The following is a 21,251-nucleotide window of genomic DNA, read 5'->3' on the forward strand; positions in this document are numbered from 1 at the left end:
GGGAAACAAAAATAGCTACCGCTAAGGACCCGGTAGCTATTATGAAACACCTAAAAATCTATAACCTGAATGATGATTCGTTTGTAAAAGAAAAAAAATAGCCACCTGGAAACGCCAGATGGCTATTCAAATCAGACAGTAAGTAAATAGACGTGTTACCGGTGTTTACCACTGTGCTAACCATATTGCTAACCACCTATGTACGAAGTCTATACGGCACTATATCCTTCGTTTAGAATGCATGGTACAAGATTACGGCATCAGGGTTAGACCGTGATTACAAAAGAATTAGAAATAAATTAGATTTAGGCTTCGTCGGGGAAATGTGGTTTTCCGGCCTGTTTCAGGGGGTAACCTGCACCAGCAGTGGCGTCTGTAGCTGTTGGCTGAAGCTATGGAGATACGCCATCCACGCCTGACCGGACGTAATCTGGCCGCCCTTATCCCAGGCTCCACCCGAATAGTAGGTAACTGTTTCGCCCGACGGAATGCTTACCTGCGCCAGTCCGTGCTGGTATTGCCTCCGCATCGGGACGCTCCCTTTGGTGAATACGCAGCCAACCCCGATGGTCCCGTCTTTGTTGTGCTGTGGTTCCCAGTAGGCCAGAAAACCGGCCTGTTCGTTCAGCAACAATTGCCCTGGTTCGGGACGCAGCGTAATGCCGGCCACCAGCGGCAGGGGCTTGCCGTAGGTGTGCTGCATGGCGACCACAATTTTGCTGAGCTGCGAACCGGCGTCCAGTGAAATCGTTTTGGTGGTATTCACCGTCACGCCCTTGAAGACATACGGCGCATAGGTAACGCGGAATGTTGACCGCAGCGGCCCGTTGTCGAGCACTTCCCAGGTTTGGTAGTTATGCACAAACTGAATCGAATCGTTCAGGAAAACACCGATGTCACCCGCGCCGAGGGTCAGGCCAACGTGATAGTAGTCAAGGCCTTCGCCGTGGTCTTTGTGGTAGTCGTTTTGTTTATACCACTTGTTAAGGATGAGCTGATCGGTACGTTTGGCCCAGATGTCGCTGCCATAGGCATTGTCGGAGCGGCCGTTCAGGGCTTTGCCGTAAATCCGGAACGCCACCTTGTCGTTTTCCCACGCAAAATCATCGTAGCGTTCGGGAACATAACGGCAATAGGTTTTAGCGGTCACCGGTGCCGGTTTACCCTTGCGGAAGGTCAGCGTAACGGTTTGCTTCGGGGCTACCGAGAGTTGCACGAGCAGATTCTGTACAGCGGTTGTCCCTTTGCGTTCAAACTGATAAGGAATGGCCTTGTCACCCAGCAGTACCTGTAACTGACTGGTGTCGGCCTTCGGGAAAGCGCTCAGCACGGCCGGCCACGGAATGTCAACGACGGCGTCGGTAAAGGCAGCATCGCTGTTGTTGGTAATGGTTACCGGCTTTTGCGCATAGACAGTCAGCGCGCAGACACTGGCTAACAGGAGAGAAAAGAAACGTTTCATAGGCGTAAAAAACGTGCTCCCGTTGAGGAGAGCACGTCCGGAGCAGGAGGGTTAAGTTATTTCGATTTCGAGAATTTGGCGCCGAACAGGAAAATAACGGCGTAGCAGATAATCGGCAGGTAGTAGGCCGTTGCTACATCGGTTTCGGCTACGCGGCCCATCAGCGGCGGGAACAAGGCTCCGCCGACAACCCCCATCACAATAAACGAGGAGGCTTGCTGTGTGTGTTTGCCCAGGTCTTTCAGCCCCAGACTGAAAATTGTCGGGAACATGATACTGAAGAAGAAGTTGAGCATCAGCAGTGCGGCAAACGACGGCCAGCCCCAGCTTTGGGCAATGATCACGCACATGATGATGTTGGCCAGCGCAAAGCCCGCCAGCAGACGATTCGGTGCGATAAACCGCATCAGGTACGTACCGACAAACCGGCCGATCATCATCATGATCATGCTGGCCGAGAAATAGTAAGCCGCAGATGTTTCGGGCAGCCCCATTTTCTCAACTCCGTAGTTGATAAAAAAGGCCCATGTGCCACCCTGAGCCGCCACGTTAAAGAGCTGCGCAATGGCAGCCCAGATGAAATGCCGGTGCTGGAACAGTCCTTTCGATGCTTTCAGGTCGTCGGGAGTCGTCGGAACAGCATAGGCATCGGCTTCTGCCGGTTCGACCGCATGGGCGTCCTGTACCGGCGGCACTTTCACAAACGTAAAGGAAACGGCAATTGCCAGAATAACGGAGCCGATCACTACATAAAGCAATTTAACCGAACCCAGATCGTCGGTACCGGTTGTATTACCGCCGAGGATAAAATAACCACCGATGGCGGGCCCGATTACGGCACCCAGTCCGTTAAAGGCCTGCGCAAAGTTGATCCGCTGATCGCTGGTACGTACATCGCCGAGGCCGGCCACAAACGGGTGCGCCACGGTTTCAAGCGTAGCCAGACCGCAGGCCAGAATAAAGAGCGCGATCCGGAAAAAACCGAACGATTCGGCATTTGCCGCCGGAATGAACAGGAACGCACCGGCCGCATACAGCGTCAGGCCGAGCAGTACTCCGTTCTTGTACCCGAAACGCTTCATAAATAAACCGGCGGGAATACCCATCACGGCATAGGCGCCGAAAATCGAAAACTGCACCAGGCCCGATTCGGCTTTGCTGACGTGCAGTACGTTCTGGAAGTGCCGGTTCAGCACATCCCCCATGGTAATGGCAATGCCCCAGAGCATAAACAGGGACGTGACAAACACGAGGGTGGTGATGTATTTTTTTTCGGTAAAAGCGGCCGGTTGGCCGACCGCAGCAGGCGTTGCTTGCATGGAAGAATCGGGTTAAGCTTTAATTAGTGTTACAAGGTCAATCTAGTATAGGCAAAAAACAGGATAATATACCCTAACCAGACAGGTATAATCCGAAAAACAACCGGAAATAGTGTAAATAATTGTAAATTTTGTAGAAGAATTAGGAGTATCCGGCCCCTTGCCTGCGCTTTATCCGGTAATGTGTCATGTAGCCTGACTGATATGGCATGATCAAGCCTGTAGTATCACTTACGTTATTAGGTATAGGGCTGGGCTCGCTGCTGAGTTTCGCCCCGAATTTCCGGACAGTATCCGGCGACGAACTGTCGCCCGTACGGACACCGGCTGACGAATTGGCGACGTTCCGGCTGGAACCCGGTTTAGCCGTGCAGCTTGTTGCTTCGGAACCCATGATACAGGATCCGGTGGGGATCAGTTTCGACGCCGACGGCCGGCTGTGGGTGGTGGAAATGCGTGGGTTCATGGCAACCATCGACGGCAAGGGCGAAAACCTGCCAACGGGCCGGGTATCGGTACTCGAAGACCGGAACGGCGATGGCCTGATGGACAAAAGCACCGTTTTCCTGGATAGCCTCGTCATGCCCCGGACGCTTGCCTTTGCCAAGGGTGGGGTACTGATCGGCGATTACCAGTCGCTCTGGATTGCCGAAGACCTGAATAATGATCTGAAAGCCGACCGGAAAACGCTGATCGACCCGAAATACGCGGCGGGTGGCTTGCCCGAACACGCCCCGAACGGCATGTGGCGGAATATCGACAACTGGTATTACAACGCTAAATCACGAATCCGGTACCGGTTGTCGGCTAACGGTGAGTGGCAGCGTGATACTACTGAATTTCGTGGCCAATGGGGAATCAGTCACGACAATAAAGGACATCTCTACTATAACTACAACTGGTCGCAGCTGCACGCCGATCTGGTGCCGCCCAACTACCTGAACCGGAATAAATACCATACGCCGACGACAGGCATTGATTACGGCGTGACTGCCGAACGCCGCGTGTATCCGATCCGTGCCACACCGGCCGTCAACCGCGGATATATTCCCGGAACGCTGGACAAAGAGGGACGTTTGCAGGAGTTTACTGCTGCCTGCTCGCCGCTTATCTACAGGGGCACGGCCCTGCCCGCCACCTTTCAGGGGAATGCATTTGTGTGCGAACCGGCGGGTAATCTCATAAAACGGAATATTATTAAAGAGGCTGGTCTGTTTCCGGCGGGACACGATCCGCATCCGAGGCGGGAGTTTCTGGCCTCAACCGACGAACGCTTCCGGCCGGTGCAGCTGGCAACCGGCCCCGACGGAGCCTTGTACGTAACTGATATGTACCGCGGGTTGATTCAGCACGGTGCTTACATTACGCCCTACCTGAAAGAACAGACCCTTGCCCGTAAACTGGATGCACCGGTGCACGGGGGCCGTATCTGGCGCATTGTTCCGGAAAACCGGCAACCGGTAGCCCCGAAAAAACTGTCGTCGGTGTCGTCCGGCGAACTGGTGCGTGAACTGGCTAACGCCGACGGCTGGCACCGCGACATGGCCCAGCGGCTGCTCATTGAGCGGGCCGATAAAAGCACTCAGGCCGCGCTGGTACAGCTGGCGCAGAAAGGGACGAATGAATACGGACGGTTACAGGCGCTCTGGACACTGGATGGTCTGGGCCTGAGTCAGGCCCCGGTACTGATCCCGCTGCTGACTGATAAAAGTACCCTCATTCAGGCAACGGCCCTGCGGTTGCTGGAACCACTGGCAAACGCAAATGCTGCCGTGAAAGCTCAGGTCGCCGGCCAATTAATGAACCGCGTGAAAGCAATGCCGGTTGATGTGGCGCTTCAGGTAGCACTGTCGGCGCGGTCGCTGGATACTAAAGCCGCTCATGGCCTGCTGGCGGAGCTTGCGGCCCGGTTCAACGATCAGGCCCTGATCCGGGATGCGGTCATGAGCAGTTTGCAGGATCAGGAGCTGGTGTTTCTGCGGAAACTGCGTGAATCGCCGTACTGGCGGAGCCGCGAAGCCGGTAAGGAGATCCTGCTGGAGATGCTGACCTCGGCCATTATCCGTAAGGCAGATGCTGCTGAAATGTCGGCCATGCTGCGTCTGCTGGAAACGACTACACCGGCAACCGGCTGGCAGCAACTGGCTATCTGGAGCGGTATGAGCGCCTATGCTAATGATAAACAACGCAAACCGACAAAACTGGCAACGGCGCCTGCCTTACTGACGCAAAAGCAAAAAAAACTTACGACCGAACAGCAGGCTGCGCTGAACGGCCTCTTTGAATGGCCGGGACACACGGCACAGGAAAGACGGTCGGCGAAGCGGTTTGCCTTGTCGGCCGAGGAGCAGAAGTTATTTGTGCTGGGTCGCCAGCATTACCTGACTACCTGTGCAGGTTGCCACGGCAGCGACGGTAACGGCCTGAAGCGGTTTGCGCCCCCGCTCAATGGCTCCGACTGGGTAACCGGCGACGAAAAGCGGCTGGCCCTGATTGTGCTGCATGGTCTGGAAGGACCGATTGAGGTGGCGGGCAAAACATACGATTCGCCCGATATTCTGCCGGTCATGCCCTCGCTGGCAACGATGGACGATGCGGCAATCTCGGCCGTACTGATGTACATCCGGAATGCCTGGAGCAACGACGGCGGCCCGATCAACCGGCGGACCGTAAGCATGACCCGCGTATTGTCGCAGGGCCGCGTAATGCCCTGGACCGCCAAAGAATTAAACAACCAATAACCCGTACGGGCGACCCCACGTGGTCGCCCAATTAATACACGTGGTCGCCCTTTGGAATTAAAACACGGCATCGCCCCCAAAAACAACAACCCTGAAACCCGATGAATAGACGGACGTTTTTGCATCAATCAGCACTCGGAGCAGCTGCGTTCTCGGTGCCCGCATGGCCGACGGCAGGCTTTGCCAAAGAAGTACCGATGGGGGTGGTAGTTCATTCCTACGGCTTTCGCTGGAATTCGAAAGCGGATAGCCGGACATACCCGGGGTTTACCAACGCCATTGACCTGCTGGAGCATTGCCACGACATCGGGGCCGGTGGCATTCAAGTAGTGGTCAAGGACTGGAGCGCCGATTTTGCCAGTAAAGTGCGTGACCGGCGCGAAAAACTCGGCATGTACCTCGAAGGGTCAATCGGGATGCCGAAAAAAGCGGAGGATGTCCCTGCCTTTGAACAGGATGTACAGCGGGCTAAAGAGGCTGGCGTGCAGGTGTTGCGGACAGTCAGTCTGGGCGGCCGCCGGTATGAGACCTTTAAAACGCTTGATGAATTCCGGCAGTTTCAGAAGGCCGGTCTGGCAGCGATGCAGCTGGCCGAACCGGTGTTGCGGAAACACAGGGTAAAACTTGCGGTCGAAAACCACAAAGACTGGCGGGCACCTGAGCTGGTGGCCGTCCTGAAACAGGTCAGCAGCGAGTATGTGGGCACAACGATTGATTTTGGCAACAGCATCGCGCTGCTGGAAGACCCGATGGAGGTCATGCAGGCGCTTGCGCCCTACGTGATGAGTACCCACATTAAAGACATGGCTGTAGCCGAATATGCTGACGGCTTCCTGCTGTCGGAAGTACCGCTCGGCACCGGTATCCTTGACCTGCCGAAAATGGTCGCCCTGTGCCGGCAACATAATCCGTCGGTAACCTTTAATCTCGAAATGATTACCCGCGATCCGCTCGAAATACCTTGTCTGAAAAAAGAATACTGGGCCACGTTTGCCGATGTGCCGGGGTCAGCGCTGGCACGTACCCTGCACATGGTCAGGACACATAAGCCGGCGCAGGAACTGCCGCGTACGACACCATTGTCGCCGGAAAACCGGCTGGCCGCCGAGGAAGCAAACATCGTTTCCTGCCTGACCTACAGTAAGAATCAGCTGGCCATGCGGTGATGGCAGACACATTATACATTTTTCATTACTCATTATTCATTAAAACAATGCCCCACGAACCACTGCCCGGACTAAAACAATTTGATCTGACAGGACGGGCTGCCATTATTACGGGCGGCTCAAAAGGCCTTGGCCTGGCGATGGCCGCCGGACTGGCTTCCGCCGGTTGCCGGATTATGCTGGTAAACCGGAATGCTGCCGAAGGAGAGGCCGCTGCCCGGCAACTGGCCGATGACTTTGGCGTTGATACCCGCTCGTTTGCCGCCGATATCACCGATCAGGCTCAGACAGAGGCCATGGCACAGGCGGCTATGGATGCGTTTGGCCGGATCGACATTCTCATTAATAGTGCCGGTATCAATATCCGGGGCGCCATTGATGAGCTGACGCAGGATGATTTTAACAAAGTCATGCAGGTGAACGTGAATGGCACCTGGTTGTGTAGCCGGGCCGTAACGCCGTTTATGAAAGCACAGCAACGGGGACGTATCATTAACCTGGCCAGTACGCTTGGGCTGGTGGGGTTGTCGAACCGGACACCCTACACGGCCAGTAAAGGCGCCGTGGTGCAGATGACCCGCTCACTGGCGCTTGAGCTTGCCCCGTTCAACATCAACGTGAATGCCATCTGTCCAGGCCCGTTCCTGACCGAGATGAACCTGCCCATTGCTGATACTGACGAGGGGCAGCGGTTTGTGGTTGGTGCAACCGCGCTCGGACGTTGGGGGCACATGCGTGAAATCCAGGGTGCGGCCATTTTTCTGGCCAGCGACGCGGGAAGCTACATGGTTGGCTCCATGCTCACCGTCGACGGCGGCTGGACGGCGCGGTAGGAAGGAAATGTAAAATGCATAATGTAAAATGAACAATGTAAAACCGATAATGGGCGGGCGGACCCGTGTACGTTACGGCATGTTGGCACTGGTGTTTGTCAACGTTGTCATCAATTACCTCGACCGGACGAATCTGGCCGTGGCGGCTTCGTCGCTGAGCAAAGACCTGCAACTCGACAAGGTCGAAATGGGGCTCATTTTTTCCGCCTTTGGGTGGGCCTATGCGTTGTTACAAGTCCCTGGCGGCTTACTGGCCGACCGGGTGCTGCCGAGGATATTATATGCCTTCTGTTTGATTACGTGGTCATTAGCCACGATCGGGCAGGGGTTTGTGCGTGGGTTTGCCAGTCTGTTTGCGTTGCGGGTAGCAACGGGCACCTTCGAGGCACCCTCGTATCCGATCAATAACCGGGTCGTAACGAGCTGGTTTCCGGAGCATGAGCGCGCATCGTCGATTGCGTTGTATGTGTCGGGACAGTTTATCGGTCTGGCCTTTCTGACTCCCGTACTGGTTACGCTGCAAGCCTACGCCGGCTGGCAGGGACTGTTTGTGGTGACGGGGCTGGTCGGGATTGTCTGGGGTGTTGTCTGGTACCTGTTTTACCGCGACCCGCTGGATCATCCTAAGGTTAATGAAGCCGAATTAACGTACATCGAAGACGGCGGCGGCCTGTTTCGCGGCCAGAAAAAAGGGAGTGCATCGGTCTGGAGCTGGCATAACCTTCGGCAGGTGTTCAGTAACCGGACGTTGTGGGGCGTTTATACCGGGCAGTTTGCCGTCAATGCTACCCTTTGGTTTTTCCTGACCTGGTTTCCGACGTATCTGGTGGAATACCGTGGCCTGAGTTTTATCAAATCCGGTTATCTGGCGTCGGTGCCGTTTTTGTCGGCCTGTGCCGGGCTGCTGCTATCCGGCTTTTTATCCGACCATTTTACCCGCAAAGGCATGTCGGTGAGTGTTGCGCGTAAAACACCGGTTATCGCCGGTTTGCTGTTATCCGTGAGCATCGTCGGCGCCAATTATAGCGACGATACCGGAATGATTATTTTCTACATGGCACTGGCGTTTTTCGGGTCTGGTATGGCCTTGATTTCGTGGGTGTTCGTATCAATTCTGTCGCCAAAACACCTTATCGGCCTGACGGGCGGCGTATTCAACTTCATGGGCAATCTGGCGTCTATCGTGGTACCGATTGTGATCGGGTTTCTGGCTAAAGACGGTGATTTCAAGCCTGCGCTGGTATTTATCGGTGCCCTGGGACTGCTGGGTGCGTGCTCGTATATTTTCCTGGTCGGTAAAATTGAGCGGGTACAAGTTCGGGAAGAGCCGGTTGCAGTGGTCTAACCAGATTACCGTCTGGCTGGCGCATAGATGCGGGCCGCTGCAACGTTGATCAGCGCATTTACCAGAAATGCCAGTAAAAACGAGACACCTACCGGAAATTCACGGAGTAGAAACGCCTGCAAAAACAGAAAGGTGGTAAAGCCCAGCAGGCCGATGACAATACCGCGCATAGTGGCTACAGTAGCGTCGCTGCCTTGCAGAATGTGGGAAAAAATCGCCAGAATAGACGTCAGAATCGGGAAGGGCGTTAGTACACCGCTCCAGGTCGGGCCCAGTAACTCAGCCAGACCGGTAATGACCAGCGTAAACAGCGTGGCCACTACCATGCGGATCAGGATGTCGTATTTCAGGCGTTTACCCGCTTTGGGAATCCCTGACGGAACCGGAAAAAAATAAAGCGCGGCGACAATGCTGAGCATGGTAACGGCATAACTGGCCGCTAACGGCAAGGCAAGGTAGTTGAGCGACAGGGCTGTGAGCGTATAAACAAGGTACGACAGCGTGAGTGTCATTACCCATTGGTACCGGCGGGAAAACCACGCATAGCTGAAACAGAAGGCCAGTAAGGCAACAATGCCCGTCATAATGCCCTGAACGGCATTAATGCCGAATTGAACACCTTGCTCCAGAATGAAGAACAGCAGGATGGCCCCTGCTACCCACGGCATACTGCCGATCAGGCCGCCGATCTGGTGCCCCCAGCGCCGGATTGCCAGCGTAATCAGGGCGACAACCGAAGGCATTAAGGTGAGTTTGAGCAGGAGAACAGGCATGAAAAAACAGGATAAAAGAGCTCCCGCCATGTAGCGTGGGCCGATTAGCCTGCAAAATAAAACAAATTATTCAGCAGTAAGGAATATTCACTGCGGGGGGGCGGCATAGTGCAACCCAATAAACAAAAAAAGTCAGACTCAATATGGTCTGGCTTTTTTAGATTACTTGCTTATTCCCTGTAAGCAGTGGTGGTTAACAAATCGACAAGTTGAGGATGTTTTGCATTGCCTTATGTTTGGTCCACAGTGAGAGGATCTGGATTAATGTCAATTTGCTTAACTACTTGTTAGGGAGTGTAAGTATGTAAAATATATATGAAAGTATAATTATATATATGAAAATTATTTGTGTATATCATCTTTACTGCGCTCATTAGTAAAAAAAACAGCATGAATAGAGTATGTAAATATCTGAAAAACATGGGTATGTTGCTTGTTTTTGTCTGTTGGTGTAATTTTTTTCTATGGTTTGTTGGCTGAACTTGCTTTTGTAGGGAATGGTGTGGCCGAAAAACATTTTACGGGATATATATTCTATATTTTTCAGCGTAGAAAGCTTTAGGAAGTACATAAAATCAGAGGAGCTTTATGGCTGATTGTATATCAATCTCCTCAATAAAATGCTGATCATGCGAAATCACCAGCAGCGTTCCGGTAAAGCCTTTAACCGCATGAATCAGTACATCCTGACTCTGGCGGTCCAGATTGTTGGTTGGTTCATCCAGAATCAGCAGCCCGGGGGTGTGGCGGTCAATGATCAGACAGCAGAGGGCGAGTTTCATTTTTTCACCTCCGCTCAGGTCAGCGCATGGCCTGTCCCACTCCTCCCTGGTAAACTGATGATAATGCAGGAGCATTTTCAGGTCATGTTCCGGTAAGAGCCGTGTATTAAATTGCTGCACCTGTTCAATGACCGTCAACCCGTTCTGAATAAGTGAGTATTCCTGATCCAGATAGGCATACGACACCGGTGCAAGCGTCAGCTGGCCAGACACCGGCGTTAACTGTCCGGTCATGAGTTTGAGTAAGGTGGTTTTACCTGAGCCGTTGTTTCCTTCGATCCGGATGCGGTCGCCGGAGCGCACCTGAAATGTAAGCGGCTCCGGCCAAAGTTCGCGCTGGCCAAACCGGAACTGAACCGCCTGTGCATCAATGAGCAGCTTGCCGCGATGCAGTTCTGAAGGCCCGAACCCCGTTTTGAGCACCTGCGAAGCCTGAATTTGTGCCTTTAGCTGCCGGCGGCTATCGGCCAGATCCTGTAATTTATCGCCATGTACTTCTTTCAGCCTGGCCGTACTCTGTTCGGCGTGGCGTTTCAGGTGACCGGCCACAATGCGGGGCAGCCCCTGCGTCTGGCCCTGAGCTTTGCCGCGGATTTCCTGCCGCTGGCGCTGTTCAGCCAGGTCCTGCGCTTTTTGCTTTGCCTGCTTGAGCTGCTTTTCCTGTTCATCGAGCTGGTTATGCAGCGCATTGAGTTTTGCTTCTTTTTGTTCGCGGTAAAACGCATAGTTGCCGCCGAAGACTTCGATACCCGACGGGCTGAGTTCAAGAATCTGGTTCAACTGATTCAAGAGTACGCGGTCGTGGCTGACGACCAATACCGTACCTTTAAACTGTTGAATCATAGTGTAGAGCAACTGCCGGCTACCCGCATCCAGGTGATTTGAGGGTTCATCCATAAGCAGAATGGAAGGCGTATGAATGAATACACCGGCCAGCAGAAGCTTTGTCTTTTCGCCGCCCGATAAGGTACTTACCGGCTGATCCAGCGCCAGATGCTGCAAGTGCCAGTAAGCCAGGGCAGCGTCAATACGTTCTTCGATATCCCAGTCGTCATTCAGGGTGGCAAAATGGTGCTCTGCTGCGTCGCCGGCCAGAATGGCCTGCAAAGCCTGTAATGCCGGCTCTACACCAAGCAGACCGGCAATCGTCAGGCCGTCGAACTGGCCGGTATGTTGCGGGATATACCAGTATGGTCCGGTCAGCGAAATGGTACCGGCCGTTGGCGGGAGCGTACCCGCAATCAGCTTCAGCAGTGTAGATTTGCCGACGCCGTTATTCCCGACAAGAGCCGCTTTATCACCGGCATTAACGACAACCGTCAGACCGTCAAGCAGTAACTCCCGGTCGGGATGAGTATAGGTAAGTGCGTTCACGATAATGGACATAATCGTAACGGAAAATAGAATGGAACAAATGGACTATAGCTGTGCCGCACTGAACGGGCAGCAAAGGGGAGTGCAGGCTCCGGAAAAAGGTTGGATTACATGACTGTTAAGTAATTGCCGGTTAACACACGTATGCGTTAACGGCGGTTGACCATTGTTTGTCAAAACGTTCTGAGGTAGCCGAACGCCGGATAAATCCCTGTTTACTTAATTCTCACATGCGGAAGGATGTCTTTATGCACTTGCCCTGACCCGACTCGTAGTGGTAAAAGATGGTGGCAAGCTATCTGGAATAGTTAAAACAGATGCGGAAAGTTCCCGAAAGCCTGATTTTGACGAGCTGAAAAAGACACTCCAACGGGTCATTAAGTGACAAACCGATTTGGGGTACTGCTTTTTTGCCGCTAATGCGGTATCTTCGGGGTTGTCAAATACCACTGTTGTAGCAAGCTGATTCCCACGCACGTATGCACGAAACGTTACTACTCTGTTTATCGCTCCTGTTATTGGTAATGGTGCTGGTTATGCTGGCCCAGCGCCTGCGGGTGTCTTATCCCATTTTTTTAGTCCTTGGCGGCTTGCTGATCAGCTTTATCCCGGGCGTTCCGGTCATTAAAGTTGACCATGAATTAATATTCCTGATTTTTCTGCCGCCGCTGCTCTATGAAGCGGCCTGGTTTACGTCCTGGAAGGCCTTCTGGAAATGGCGGCGGGTTATTTCGACCAACGCCTTTCTGCTGGTCATGCTGACGTCCTGTGTGGTGGCGATTGTAGCACAGGCGTTTTTGCCGGGCTTCACGCTGGCACTGGGCTTTTTGCTGGGCGGGATTGTCTCGCCACCCGATGCGGTGGCCGCTACATCGGTGACCAAAGGGCTGAAGGTACCAAAGCGGGTCGTGACGATTCTGGAAGGCGAAAGCCTGGTTAATGATGCGTCCAGTCTGATCATTTTCCGGTTCGCGCTGGCAGCCGTGCTGTCCGGAACATTTATCTGGCAGAAGGCGGCGACCGACTTTGTGCTGGTGACCGGCGTCGGGATCATTGTCGGGCTGGTGATTGCCCACATTTTTTATGTCATCCACCGCTGGCTGCCGACCACGCCCAGCATTGATACGGCGCTGACGGTCATCGCACCGTACCTGATGTATCTGGTGGCCGAAGAATTTCATTTTTCAGGGGTAATGGCGGTGGTCAGCGGCGGGTTATTCCTGTCGTACCGGAACCATGAGATTTTCTCGTACCAGACCCGGATGCAGTCATACAGCCTGTGGGCCACCCTGGGGTTTGTGCTCAACGGGACGGTATTTATCCTGATTGGCCTTGAACTGCCGGTTATCGTTGATGAACTGGGTGAATATTCGAAATGGGAGGCAATCGGCTATGGAGTGCTGATTACAGGCATTCTGATTGTGACCCGCATGGCGGTGGCGATGGGCACGTCGCTGTTTACCCGGTTTATGAGCCGGTTTATCTGGGTAAATGACGCGAATCCCGGCTGGAAATATCCGCTGGTAATTGGCTGGGCCGGTATGCGGGGTGTGGTGTCGCTGGCATCGGCGCTCTCTATTCCGCCGTTGCTCGATAATGGTCAGCCGTTTCCGCAGCGAAACCTGATCCTGTTTATCACGTTTGTGGTAATTCTGCTGACGCTGGTTGTACAGGGATTGACCTTACCGGCGATCATCAACTTTGTGAACCTGAAAGAACAAGATATGGCGCCGGAAGAAGAACAGGAGGCCGAAATCCGGGTGCGGCTGGTGAAAGTGGCGATTGAGGCGCTGGAATCACAGTACGCCGACGAAATGGCAAGCAACGAGTGGGTGAAAAACCTGCGCCGCCGTATGGTGGCCGACCACGGGCATGCGGAGGGCTATCTGGCGGCCGTGACCTGTATTCCGGAGCAGAAAGAGGCCGTAAGCCGGTACCGCGAAATCCACGCAGACCTGCTGAAAATCCAGCGCCGTGAGCTCTACAAAATGCGTAAGCGGACCGAACTCGACGACGAGGTAATCCGCAAGCAGGAAGCCCAGATGGACCTCGACGAAGCCAGTCTGTCGATGCTGCACTGAGGTGATCAGTGGTGGCACGACTGCCAGTCGTGCCACCACTAAACAACTTACGCGTTCAGAGCGGCGAAGGCCTGGGCGGGAGCCGACCGCGACAAAGCATATACGGCAGCCGTGTCGCCAATGTGTACTTCGTAGGTGTCGCTGGCAAGGGCGTTGAGCAGTTCCTGTGCCACAACTGCCGGTGAGATACCTTTTTCGCCGCCAATATCCTGCGAAAAATCTGTGTTTACGAGCGGCGGCATTACGTCAAATACCTTAACGGCCGATGTGCGACTGAGCGCAAACCGGAGCGATTTTGTGTAGGAATGCAGCGCCGCTTTACTGGCCGAATAGGTCGATACCTGGCTGATGGGCACAAACGCCACAATAGACGATACATTGACAATGGCCGCTTCCGGCTGCTGCTTCAGGACCGGCAGGAGCTTTTCAGTTAACCGGATGGCAGAGAGGTAGTTGGTCAGCATTTCTTCACCGGCTTTGGTATAGGCATCGGGTTGTTCGTCCAGATTATAGGCAAACGCTTTACCGGCGTTGTTAATCAGCACATCGAGTTGCGGAAATTCCTGCTCAATCCGCGCTGCCAGACGATTTACATCTTCTTCCTTCGTAACATCGCTGACAATGGCCGTCGCGTTTTTGAGCTGAGCAGCAGCCTGTTGCAGACGGGTTTCATCCCGACCGGTGATAATGACGTGATTACCTTGTTCATCAAAGGCTTTTGCAAAGGCAAAGCCAATACCGGCACTGCCGCCGGTAATCAGGATCGTATGCTGTGTAGTTTTCATGGGAATTCTTCTGATTTTCTAATAAAATACCGATCGGTATATTTTAGTTCAAATTTTTTTAATTTTTCTGATGCGTGATTAAAAACGCTACTGTTTTCAGCACCTTGTTCAGACTGTTGGGGGAGTTGGTCGCTTTGGCAATCATGATACCCCCTTCGATCAGGGCAATGATGGAAAGAGCCAGTTGCTCGGGGTGTGTATCGGCGCTGAACTCACCTGCATCCATACCGCCTCTGATGAGATCGATGAGTTGTTTTTTCCAGACCAGAATGGCTTTGGCAGCGCGGTCTTTCAGCAGATTATTTGTGTCATCAGCATCAACCGCCGTATTCAGAATCGGACAACCGCCTTCCGGAAACTCAATGCCGGTCATGCTATGGTAAGCCTGGACGTAGACCAGCAGTTTATCCGTAAAACTGCCGGCTCCGGAAATGAGCTGCTGTACAGCCGTGCTGATCTTCGCCAGATTATAATCGAAACAGGCCAGGGCAACTTCTTCCTTGTTCTCGAAATTCCCGTAGATACTGCCTTTCGTCAGGCCGGTTGCATCGGTCAGGTCAGAGAGCGACGTGCCGGCGTATCCTTTTGTATTAAAGATACCGGCCGTCTTTTCAATGATCAGCTGACGGGTGCGCTCCGCTTTGGAAATTTCACTTTTCATGCTCAAAAATACTGATTGGTATATTTATTTCCTACTTTTGCGCCCACTTTCAGTTTGTTCAATGCAGACTGGCCTATAAAACGCAGGTAGAGAATAGAGACAATGTTACACAGAGTAGTCATTACAGGCATTGGGGCTGTTACCCCGGTGGGTAATAATGTACCGGCGTTCTGGCAGAATGTGGTGGCCGGACGCAACGGATTCGGACCAATAACGCACTTTGATGCGTCGCTCTATAAAACGCAGTTCGCGTCTGAAGTAAAAGCGTTCAATGCTGTTGAGTTGTTGGGGCGGTCTGACGCAAAGCGGACAGATTTGTTTACGCAATATGCGCTGGCGGCTGCCGATGAAGCGATCCGGGATGCCGGTTTTGATATTAACCGCATGGACCCGTACGATGTCGGCGTAATCTGGGGGAATGGTCAGGGTGGTATGGAAACCTTTGAAGAACAGGTAATTGAGCATACCAAAGGAAGCGGGCAACCCCGGTTCAGCCCGTTCCTGATTCCTAAGTTTATCCCGAACATGGCGTCGGGTATGATTTCGATCCGCAACGGCTTTCAGGGGATAAACTATACAACCGTTTCGGCCTGTGCATCGTCGAATACGGCGTTGATGGACGCGTTCAACTATATCCGGCTGGGCAAAGCAACGGTTATCGTGGCCGGTGGGTCTGAAGCGCCGATCACCCCGGCGTCGTTCGGTGGCTTCAGTGCATTAAAGGCCCTGTCAACCCGCAACGACGACCCGGCAACCGCTTCACGTCCGTTTGATATTCACCGCGACGGGTTTGTGATGGGCGAAGGGGCCGGCGCATTGATTCTGGAAGAATATGAGCACGCCGTACAGCGGGGAGCCACCATCTATGCCGAAATGACGGGAGCAGCCATGACCGCTGATGCCTATCACATGACGGCGTCACATCCGGATGGGGCAGGGGCAGCCAAAGGTATGGAACTCGCCCTGCGTGAAGCAAAACTGTCCATTGATCAGCTCGACTACCTGAACGCGCATGCCACGTCGACGCCGGTTGGTGACCTGTCGGAAATGAACGCGCTTACCCGGCTGACAGGCGGCAGGGAAACGCGGCTGCAGATCAGTGCTACCAAATCGACAACCGGCCACCTGATGGCAGCAGCGGGCGCCATTGAAGCCATTGTGTGTCTGCTTTCGATCCGTGATCAGCTGATCCCACCGACTATGAATACGACGGAGATCGACCCGCAACTACCCAATAAACAGGCAATTGTTCTGGGTGAGGCCCGCGAAGCAAAGGTCAGGACGGCCATGAGCAATGCCTTTGGGTTTGGCGGTCATAACGGGATCGTCGTCTTTCAGGCGGTATAACTATCAAAAAAAAGCCCGCCCGGCCGGATGGCTGAGCGGGTTTCCGAACGCAAACAACAAATACTAACTTAATTCCGGTACTATTTTATTGAGATTGTAGAAGATGATATCGGGGTTTCCGTTTTCGTCTTCGTTCATCATCATACCCACCACGGCATCTTTCTGAATCCGGCCGGCCAGAATCTCTTTCGACAGCGCATTCAGCACCCGGCGTTGCAGTACCCGTTTCAGCGGACGGGCACCAAACTGCTGGTCAAACCCTTCGTTACCAATGAAATCGAGTACTTCGTTGTCGGCCTCGATGGCAATGCCCTGCTCGGCCAGCCGTTGCTGAATCTGCTTGAACTGGATGTTGACAATCTTGCGGATCTCCTTCCGGGTCAGCGGCTGGAACATCACAATTTCGTCGATCCGGTTCAGGAATTCCGGCCGTATGGTTTGCTTCAACAGCTCAAACACTTCGTCTTTGGTATCCTCAACAACCTGTTCTTGGTTATGCGCATCGATCTGAGCGAAACGATCGCGGATGATGTGCGAACCAATGTTCGAGGTCATGATGATGATGGTATTTTTAAAGTTCGCCACCCGACCTTTGTTGTCCGTCAGACGACCGTCGTCCAGCACCTGCAACAGGATGTTGAACACGTCGGGGTGCGCTTTTTCAATTTCGTCCAGCAAAATTACGCTGTATGGTTTCCGGCGGACGGCTTCGGTCAACTGACCGCCTTCATCATAACCCACGTAGCCCGGAGGTGCCCCGATTAACCGGCTTACGGCATGGCGCTCCTGATACTCAGACATATCGATCCGCACAAGGGCGTTGTCGTCGTTGAACAGGAATTCGGCCAGAGCCTTGGCTAATTCGGTTTTACCAACCCCGGTGGTACCCAGGAAGATAAACGAGCCGATCGGACGTTTGGGATCCTGCATACCGGCGCGGCTCCGGCGAACGGCGTCGGCCACAACCTGAATCGCTTCCTCCTGACCAGCCACACGCTTGCCAAGTTCGTCTTCCAGGTGCAGGAGTTTTTCCCGCTCGCTCTGCATCATCCGGCTGACCGGAATACCGGTCCATTTGGCCACTACCTCAGCAATATCGTCGGCGGTTACCTCTTCCTGAAGCAGGGTTTTGGCATCCGTATCGTTGTCTTTCTGGGTCAGGTTATCCAGACGGCTCTGCATTTCCGGCAGGCGGCCGTAGCGGATTTCGGCTACTTTCCCGTAATCGCCCGAGCGTTCGGCCTGTTCGGCTTCCAGCCGCAGCTGATCCAGTTGCTCCTTAAGCGAACGCACTTCATTGACTGACTCTTTTTCGGTTTCCCAGCGGGCTTTGAGGCTGTTCCGCTGCTCGTTGAGGTCAGCAATCTGCTTGTTCAGCACCGACTCTTTATCAATGTCATGTTCACGGCGGATGGCTTCGCGCTCAATTTCGAGCTGCATTACCCGACGGTTCAGTTCATCCAGTTCTTCGGGAACCGAGTCGATTTCGAGCCGCATTTTGGCCGCCGCTTCGTCCATGAGGTCAATCGCCTTATCGGGCAGGAAGCGGTCCGAAATATACCGGTTCGAGAGTTCAACGGCGGCAATCACGGCATCATCCTTAATCCGGACCCCGTGGTGGAGTTCGTATTTTTCCTTGATGCCCCGCAGAATCGAGATCGCATCCTGCACGTCCGGTTCATCGACCAGTACGGTCTGGAAACGGCGTTCGAGGGCTTTGTCTTTCTCGATGTATTTCTGGTATTCCTTCAGCGTGGTGGCGCCGATGGTATGCAGTTCGCCACGAGCCAGTGCCGGTTTCAACAGGTTGGCAGCGTCCATCGCGCCATCACCGGCTCCGGCACCAATCAGGGTGTGGATCTCGTCGATAAACAGGACGATTTCGCCTTCCGAATCAGTGACTTCCTTAATGACAGCTTTCAGGCGTTCTTCAAACTCACCTTTATATTTAGCCCCCGCCACGAGCAGACCCATGTCGAGCGAAACAATTGTCTTTGATTTCAGATTCTCCGGCACGTCGCCCTGCACAATCCGCTGGGCAAGTCCTTCGACAATGGCGGTTTTACCAACGCCCGGCTCACCGATCAGCATCGGGTTATTTTTAGTCCGGCGGCTCAGAATCTGGAGCACCCGGCGGATTTCTTCGTCCCGGCCAATCACAGGGTCAATTTTACCTGCCTGGGCCAGTTCGTTTAAGTTCTTGCTGTACCGTTCGAGTGAGCGATACTTGGCTTCTGCGTTTTGATCTTTCACAGGGTTGTTTTTACCTCTAAGTTCTTTGATCGCTTCTTTTATAGCTTTTTCGCTGAATCCGGCGTCCTTCATCAGCGTGGCAACGGAATCTTTACCACCGGCCAGACCAACCAATAACACTTCGACACTGACGTATTCGTCGCCGAATTCCTTGAGCAGGCTGGTGGCCCGTTGCAGCGTAGCATTCAGATCGCTGCCCAGATAAATATTGTTCGATCCGCCCGCACCTACCGACACTTTCGGATAACCATTAATGATGGCGTCGAGCGCTAAGGTTAACCGGTTAGGCGAGATACCTGTTTTTTTGGCAAGGTAACCAATGGTATTCGGATCTTCGTCCAGTATCGCTTTCAGTACGTGCCCCGTTTCAACGGCCTGCTGCTGGTTTCCCTGCGCAATCTGTGCCGCCTGCTGGATAATTTCCTGGGCTTTTATCGTATAGTTATTAAAGTTCATGGCCTTGGGTCTCCTTAATTTTTATGGATTTGTTGTTTGTTACAGCTATACAAACAAATCTCAGGCCAGGGCGGTTTTGCTGACAATTTGACCAGAAATAGCGGATTTTTGTTTTAAAATGTGTCAATTTGACGGTTGGCTATGTGCAGTGCGGTCAGGACGGCGGTAATGTGTATCGTAGAGCCGCAAGATATTGCGGCTCGGATGCCGGCAGGATGCAGAAATGGCACAAAAAAGCCGCAAAATGTTGCGGCTCTACAACGGTTTAAAAAAAGCCGCAATAATATGCGGCCCCGGTTCATTGAATTGGCATCAAAAAAAGCCGCAAGATGTTGCGGCTCTACGTTATGCGGCGATGAACAGTTCTTCGGCCGGCCGGCGCACTTTCGGCGCGCTGGACAGAAAATCGCGTTCGGTGTCGCGGTAACCTAATACCAGAATCGACACGCTGCGGAGGCCTTTGGCCGGCAGATTCAGAAGCTCGTCGAGGGCGGCGTTGTTGAAGCCTTCCATAGGGGTTGCGTCAACGCCTTCAGTGGCTGCAGCAACCAGTCCGGTACCTAAAGCAATATAAGACTGGCGCGCCATCCAGTCGGCATTCTGTTCCGGTGTACGGTTGAGAATGTTGCCTTTGATGGATGTCGCAAAAGGAGCTAGTTTTTCAGGGTCCTGATGGCGGGTATCGGCAATCAACTGAATGTAATCATCGATTTGTTTTTCTTCCAGCGTTGTCCACGACGCAAATACCAGAACGTGAGACCCTTCAACAATCTGCGGTTGCGGGCAAGCCTTTTCGTGGATTAATCCTTTCAGCTCCGGACTGTCGATTACAATCACATTGTATGGCTGCAGGCCAATGGATGAAGCGGAAAGCCGGATAGCTTCCAGGATTGTGTTGATTTTGTCGTCCGGTACTTTTTCACCGGTCATTTTTTTGGCAGCATACCGCCAGTTTAATGCATCAATTAATTCCATAGGTTTAAAAAATCTTGTTTTCCAGGTAATATGAATTATGGGGAGGCGTGGTATTAATGCATAATGGTTGATGAATACTGTATAATGGTTAACTATGCTGACAGTATGAAGCCAAGACATTAGTCATTTTACATTATCCATTAGTCATTTAAATAGCACATCCGTCTTCAGGGGTGCAGGTAGCGGCATCGTCATTTAGAAGAACGGGCTTCGGCTGCGTCTTTTCCCATTCAGACCAGGACGTTTGTAAGGCATTCAGAAATGTTTGAGGCTGTTGAGCACCGGAAACCGCATAGCGCCGGTTCAGTACAAAAAACGGAACACCCCGCGCACCCACCTGCTGCGCTTCATAGACTTCGCGCTGAACGTCTTCCAGAAAGCGGTCTGACTGTAGCACGGCATCAACATCGTCCTTCGCCAGACCAATTTCAGTCGCCAGTTCAACGAGCGTGTCAACATCGTCGATGTTACGGCCTTCGGTGAAGTAGGCGCGGAACAGGCGTTCTTCGATGGCATCACCCAGACCTTTGGTTTTCGCCAGCTGAATGACACGGTGTGCATTTATGGCGTTGGCCACTACGGCACGGTCGAAATCATAGGTCAGACCAACTTCGCGGGCCATCTCGGTCACCTGTGCGCCGATGGCTTTAGCCTGATCAACGCTCCAGCCTTTGTTCTCGGCCAGGTATTCGTGGATGGTCTTGTCCGGATCCGTTTGCATGTCCGGATTCAGCAGAAAGCTCTTCCAGGTAATCTTCACCTGATCCCGCTGCGGGAACTGGCTGAGCGCCTGCTCAAATTTACGTTTACCGATGTAGCAAAAGGGGCACATTACGTCGCTCCAGATTTCTACTTCCATGGCTGCCATATCGCTTGAGTTTATAAATTTATATCGTTG

General features: G+C 53.2%; 15 protein-coding genes. 6 read left to right on the plus strand and 9 right to left on the minus strand.

Annotated elements, in window-relative coordinates:
• Positions 1 to 343: 343 nt before the first annotated feature.
• Positions 344 to 1,462, minus strand: coding sequence for a DUF4861 family protein (locus AC23NW_RS32290; protein WP_487454750.1), 1,119 nt, complete (start codon positions 1,460 to 1,462; stop codon positions 344 to 346).
• Between the two features lie 56 nt (positions 1,463 to 1,518).
• Positions 1,519 to 2,781 carry a sugar MFS transporter gene (locus AC23NW_RS32295; RefSeq protein WP_487454752.1) on the minus strand — a complete coding sequence of 421 codons (1,263 nt, stop codon included), beginning with the start codon at positions 2,779 to 2,781 and terminating at the stop codon, positions 1,519 to 1,521.
• A 209-nt stretch (positions 2,782 to 2,990) separates the two neighbouring features.
• Here AC23NW_RS32295 and AC23NW_RS32300 point away from each other — a divergent pair, with 209 nt between their 5' ends.
• The 4 genes from AC23NW_RS32300 to AC23NW_RS32315 all read left to right on the plus strand — a co-directional run bounded on the left by AC23NW_RS32300 (position 2,991) and on the right by AC23NW_RS32315 (position 8,866).
• Positions 2,991 to 5,522: a DUF7133 domain-containing protein gene (locus AC23NW_RS32300; RefSeq protein ID WP_487454753.1), complete on the plus strand. Its 2,532-nt coding sequence runs from the start codon at positions 2,991 to 2,993 to the stop codon at positions 5,520 to 5,522.
• A gap of 101 nt (positions 5,523 to 5,623) precedes the next feature.
• Positions 5,624 to 6,688, plus strand: coding sequence for a sugar phosphate isomerase/epimerase family protein (locus AC23NW_RS32305; protein ID WP_487454755.1), 1,065 nt, complete (start codon positions 5,624 to 5,626; stop codon positions 6,686 to 6,688).
• 47 nt (positions 6,689 to 6,735) lie between these two features.
• The gene (locus AC23NW_RS32310; RefSeq protein ID WP_487454757.1) at positions 6,736 to 7,521 is read left to right on the plus strand and encodes an SDR family NAD(P)-dependent oxidoreductase; all 786 of its coding nucleotides are present in this window, start codon (positions 6,736 to 6,738) and stop codon (positions 7,519 to 7,521) included.
• Positions 7,522 to 7,549: 28 nt separating this feature from the next.
• Positions 7,550 to 8,866, plus strand: a complete 1,317-nt coding sequence (locus AC23NW_RS32315; protein ID WP_487454758.1) for an MFS transporter — start codon at positions 7,550 to 7,552, stop codon at positions 8,864 to 8,866.
• Between the two features lie 5 nt (positions 8,867 to 8,871).
• Here the strand turns inward: AC23NW_RS32315 and AC23NW_RS32320 are convergent, their stop codons facing one another.
• Together AC23NW_RS32320 and AC23NW_RS32325 are read right to left on the minus strand one after the other, a co-directional pair.
• Positions 8,872 to 9,639 (minus strand): hypothetical protein, encoded by a 768-nt coding sequence (locus tag AC23NW_RS32320; RefSeq protein WP_487454760.1) that lies wholly within the window; start codon positions 9,637 to 9,639, stop codon positions 8,872 to 8,874.
• 575 nt (positions 9,640 to 10,214) lie between these two features.
• Positions 10,215 to 11,807 (minus strand): ABC-F family ATP-binding cassette domain-containing protein, encoded by a 1,593-nt coding sequence (locus AC23NW_RS32325; RefSeq protein ID WP_487454762.1) that lies wholly within the window; start codon positions 11,805 to 11,807, stop codon positions 10,215 to 10,217.
• 467 nt (positions 11,808 to 12,274) lie between these two features.
• On the opposite strand from AC23NW_RS32325, the gene AC23NW_RS32330 reads away from it, so the two are divergent.
• Complete coding sequence (locus AC23NW_RS32330; RefSeq protein WP_293833727.1) at positions 12,275 to 13,876, plus strand: Na+/H+ antiporter; 1,602 nt, start codon at positions 12,275 to 12,277, stop codon at positions 13,874 to 13,876.
• Positions 13,877 to 13,923: 47 nt separating this feature from the next.
• Here AC23NW_RS32330 and AC23NW_RS32335 read toward each other — a convergent pair whose 3' ends face one another.
• Both AC23NW_RS32335 and AC23NW_RS32340 read right to left on the minus strand, forming a co-directional pair.
• The gene (locus AC23NW_RS32335) at positions 13,924 to 14,661 is read right to left on the minus strand and encodes an SDR family oxidoreductase (protein ID WP_487454764.1); all 738 of its coding nucleotides are present in this window, start codon (positions 14,659 to 14,661) and stop codon (positions 13,924 to 13,926) included.
• Between the two features lie 58 nt (positions 14,662 to 14,719).
• Positions 14,720 to 15,322 carry a TetR/AcrR family transcriptional regulator gene (locus tag AC23NW_RS32340; protein ID WP_293833731.1) on the minus strand — a complete coding sequence of 201 codons (603 nt, stop codon included), beginning with the start codon at positions 15,320 to 15,322 and terminating at the stop codon, positions 14,720 to 14,722.
• A 102-nt stretch (positions 15,323 to 15,424) separates the two neighbouring features.
• On the opposite strand from AC23NW_RS32340, the gene fabF reads away from it, so the two are divergent.
• Positions 15,425 to 16,669, plus strand: a complete 1,245-nt coding sequence (gene fabF / locus AC23NW_RS32345) for a beta-ketoacyl-ACP synthase II (RefSeq protein ID WP_487454766.1) — start codon at positions 15,425 to 15,427, stop codon at positions 16,667 to 16,669.
• Between the two features lie 63 nt (positions 16,670 to 16,732).
• Here the strand turns inward: fabF and clpB are convergent, their stop codons facing one another.
• The 3 genes from clpB to AC23NW_RS32360 all read right to left on the minus strand — a co-directional run bounded on the left by clpB (position 16,733) and on the right by AC23NW_RS32360 (position 21,212).
• Positions 16,733 to 19,378 (minus strand): ATP-dependent chaperone ClpB, encoded by a 2,646-nt coding sequence (gene clpB, locus AC23NW_RS32350; protein ID WP_487454768.1) that lies wholly within the window; start codon positions 19,376 to 19,378, stop codon positions 16,733 to 16,735.
• Between the two features lie 345 nt (positions 19,379 to 19,723).
• A complete protein-coding gene (locus tag AC23NW_RS32355; protein WP_293842949.1) occupies positions 19,724 to 20,353 on the minus strand; it encodes a nitroreductase family protein in 630 nt (209 codons plus the stop codon).
• A gap of 148 nt (positions 20,354 to 20,501) precedes the next feature.
• A complete protein-coding gene (locus AC23NW_RS32360) occupies positions 20,502 to 21,212 on the minus strand; it encodes a DsbA family oxidoreductase (protein ID WP_293842967.1) in 711 nt (236 codons plus the stop codon).
• Positions 21,213 to 21,251 lie beyond the last annotated feature (39 nt).

This window comes from Arsenicibacter sp. R0_47 (assembly GCF_057652235.1).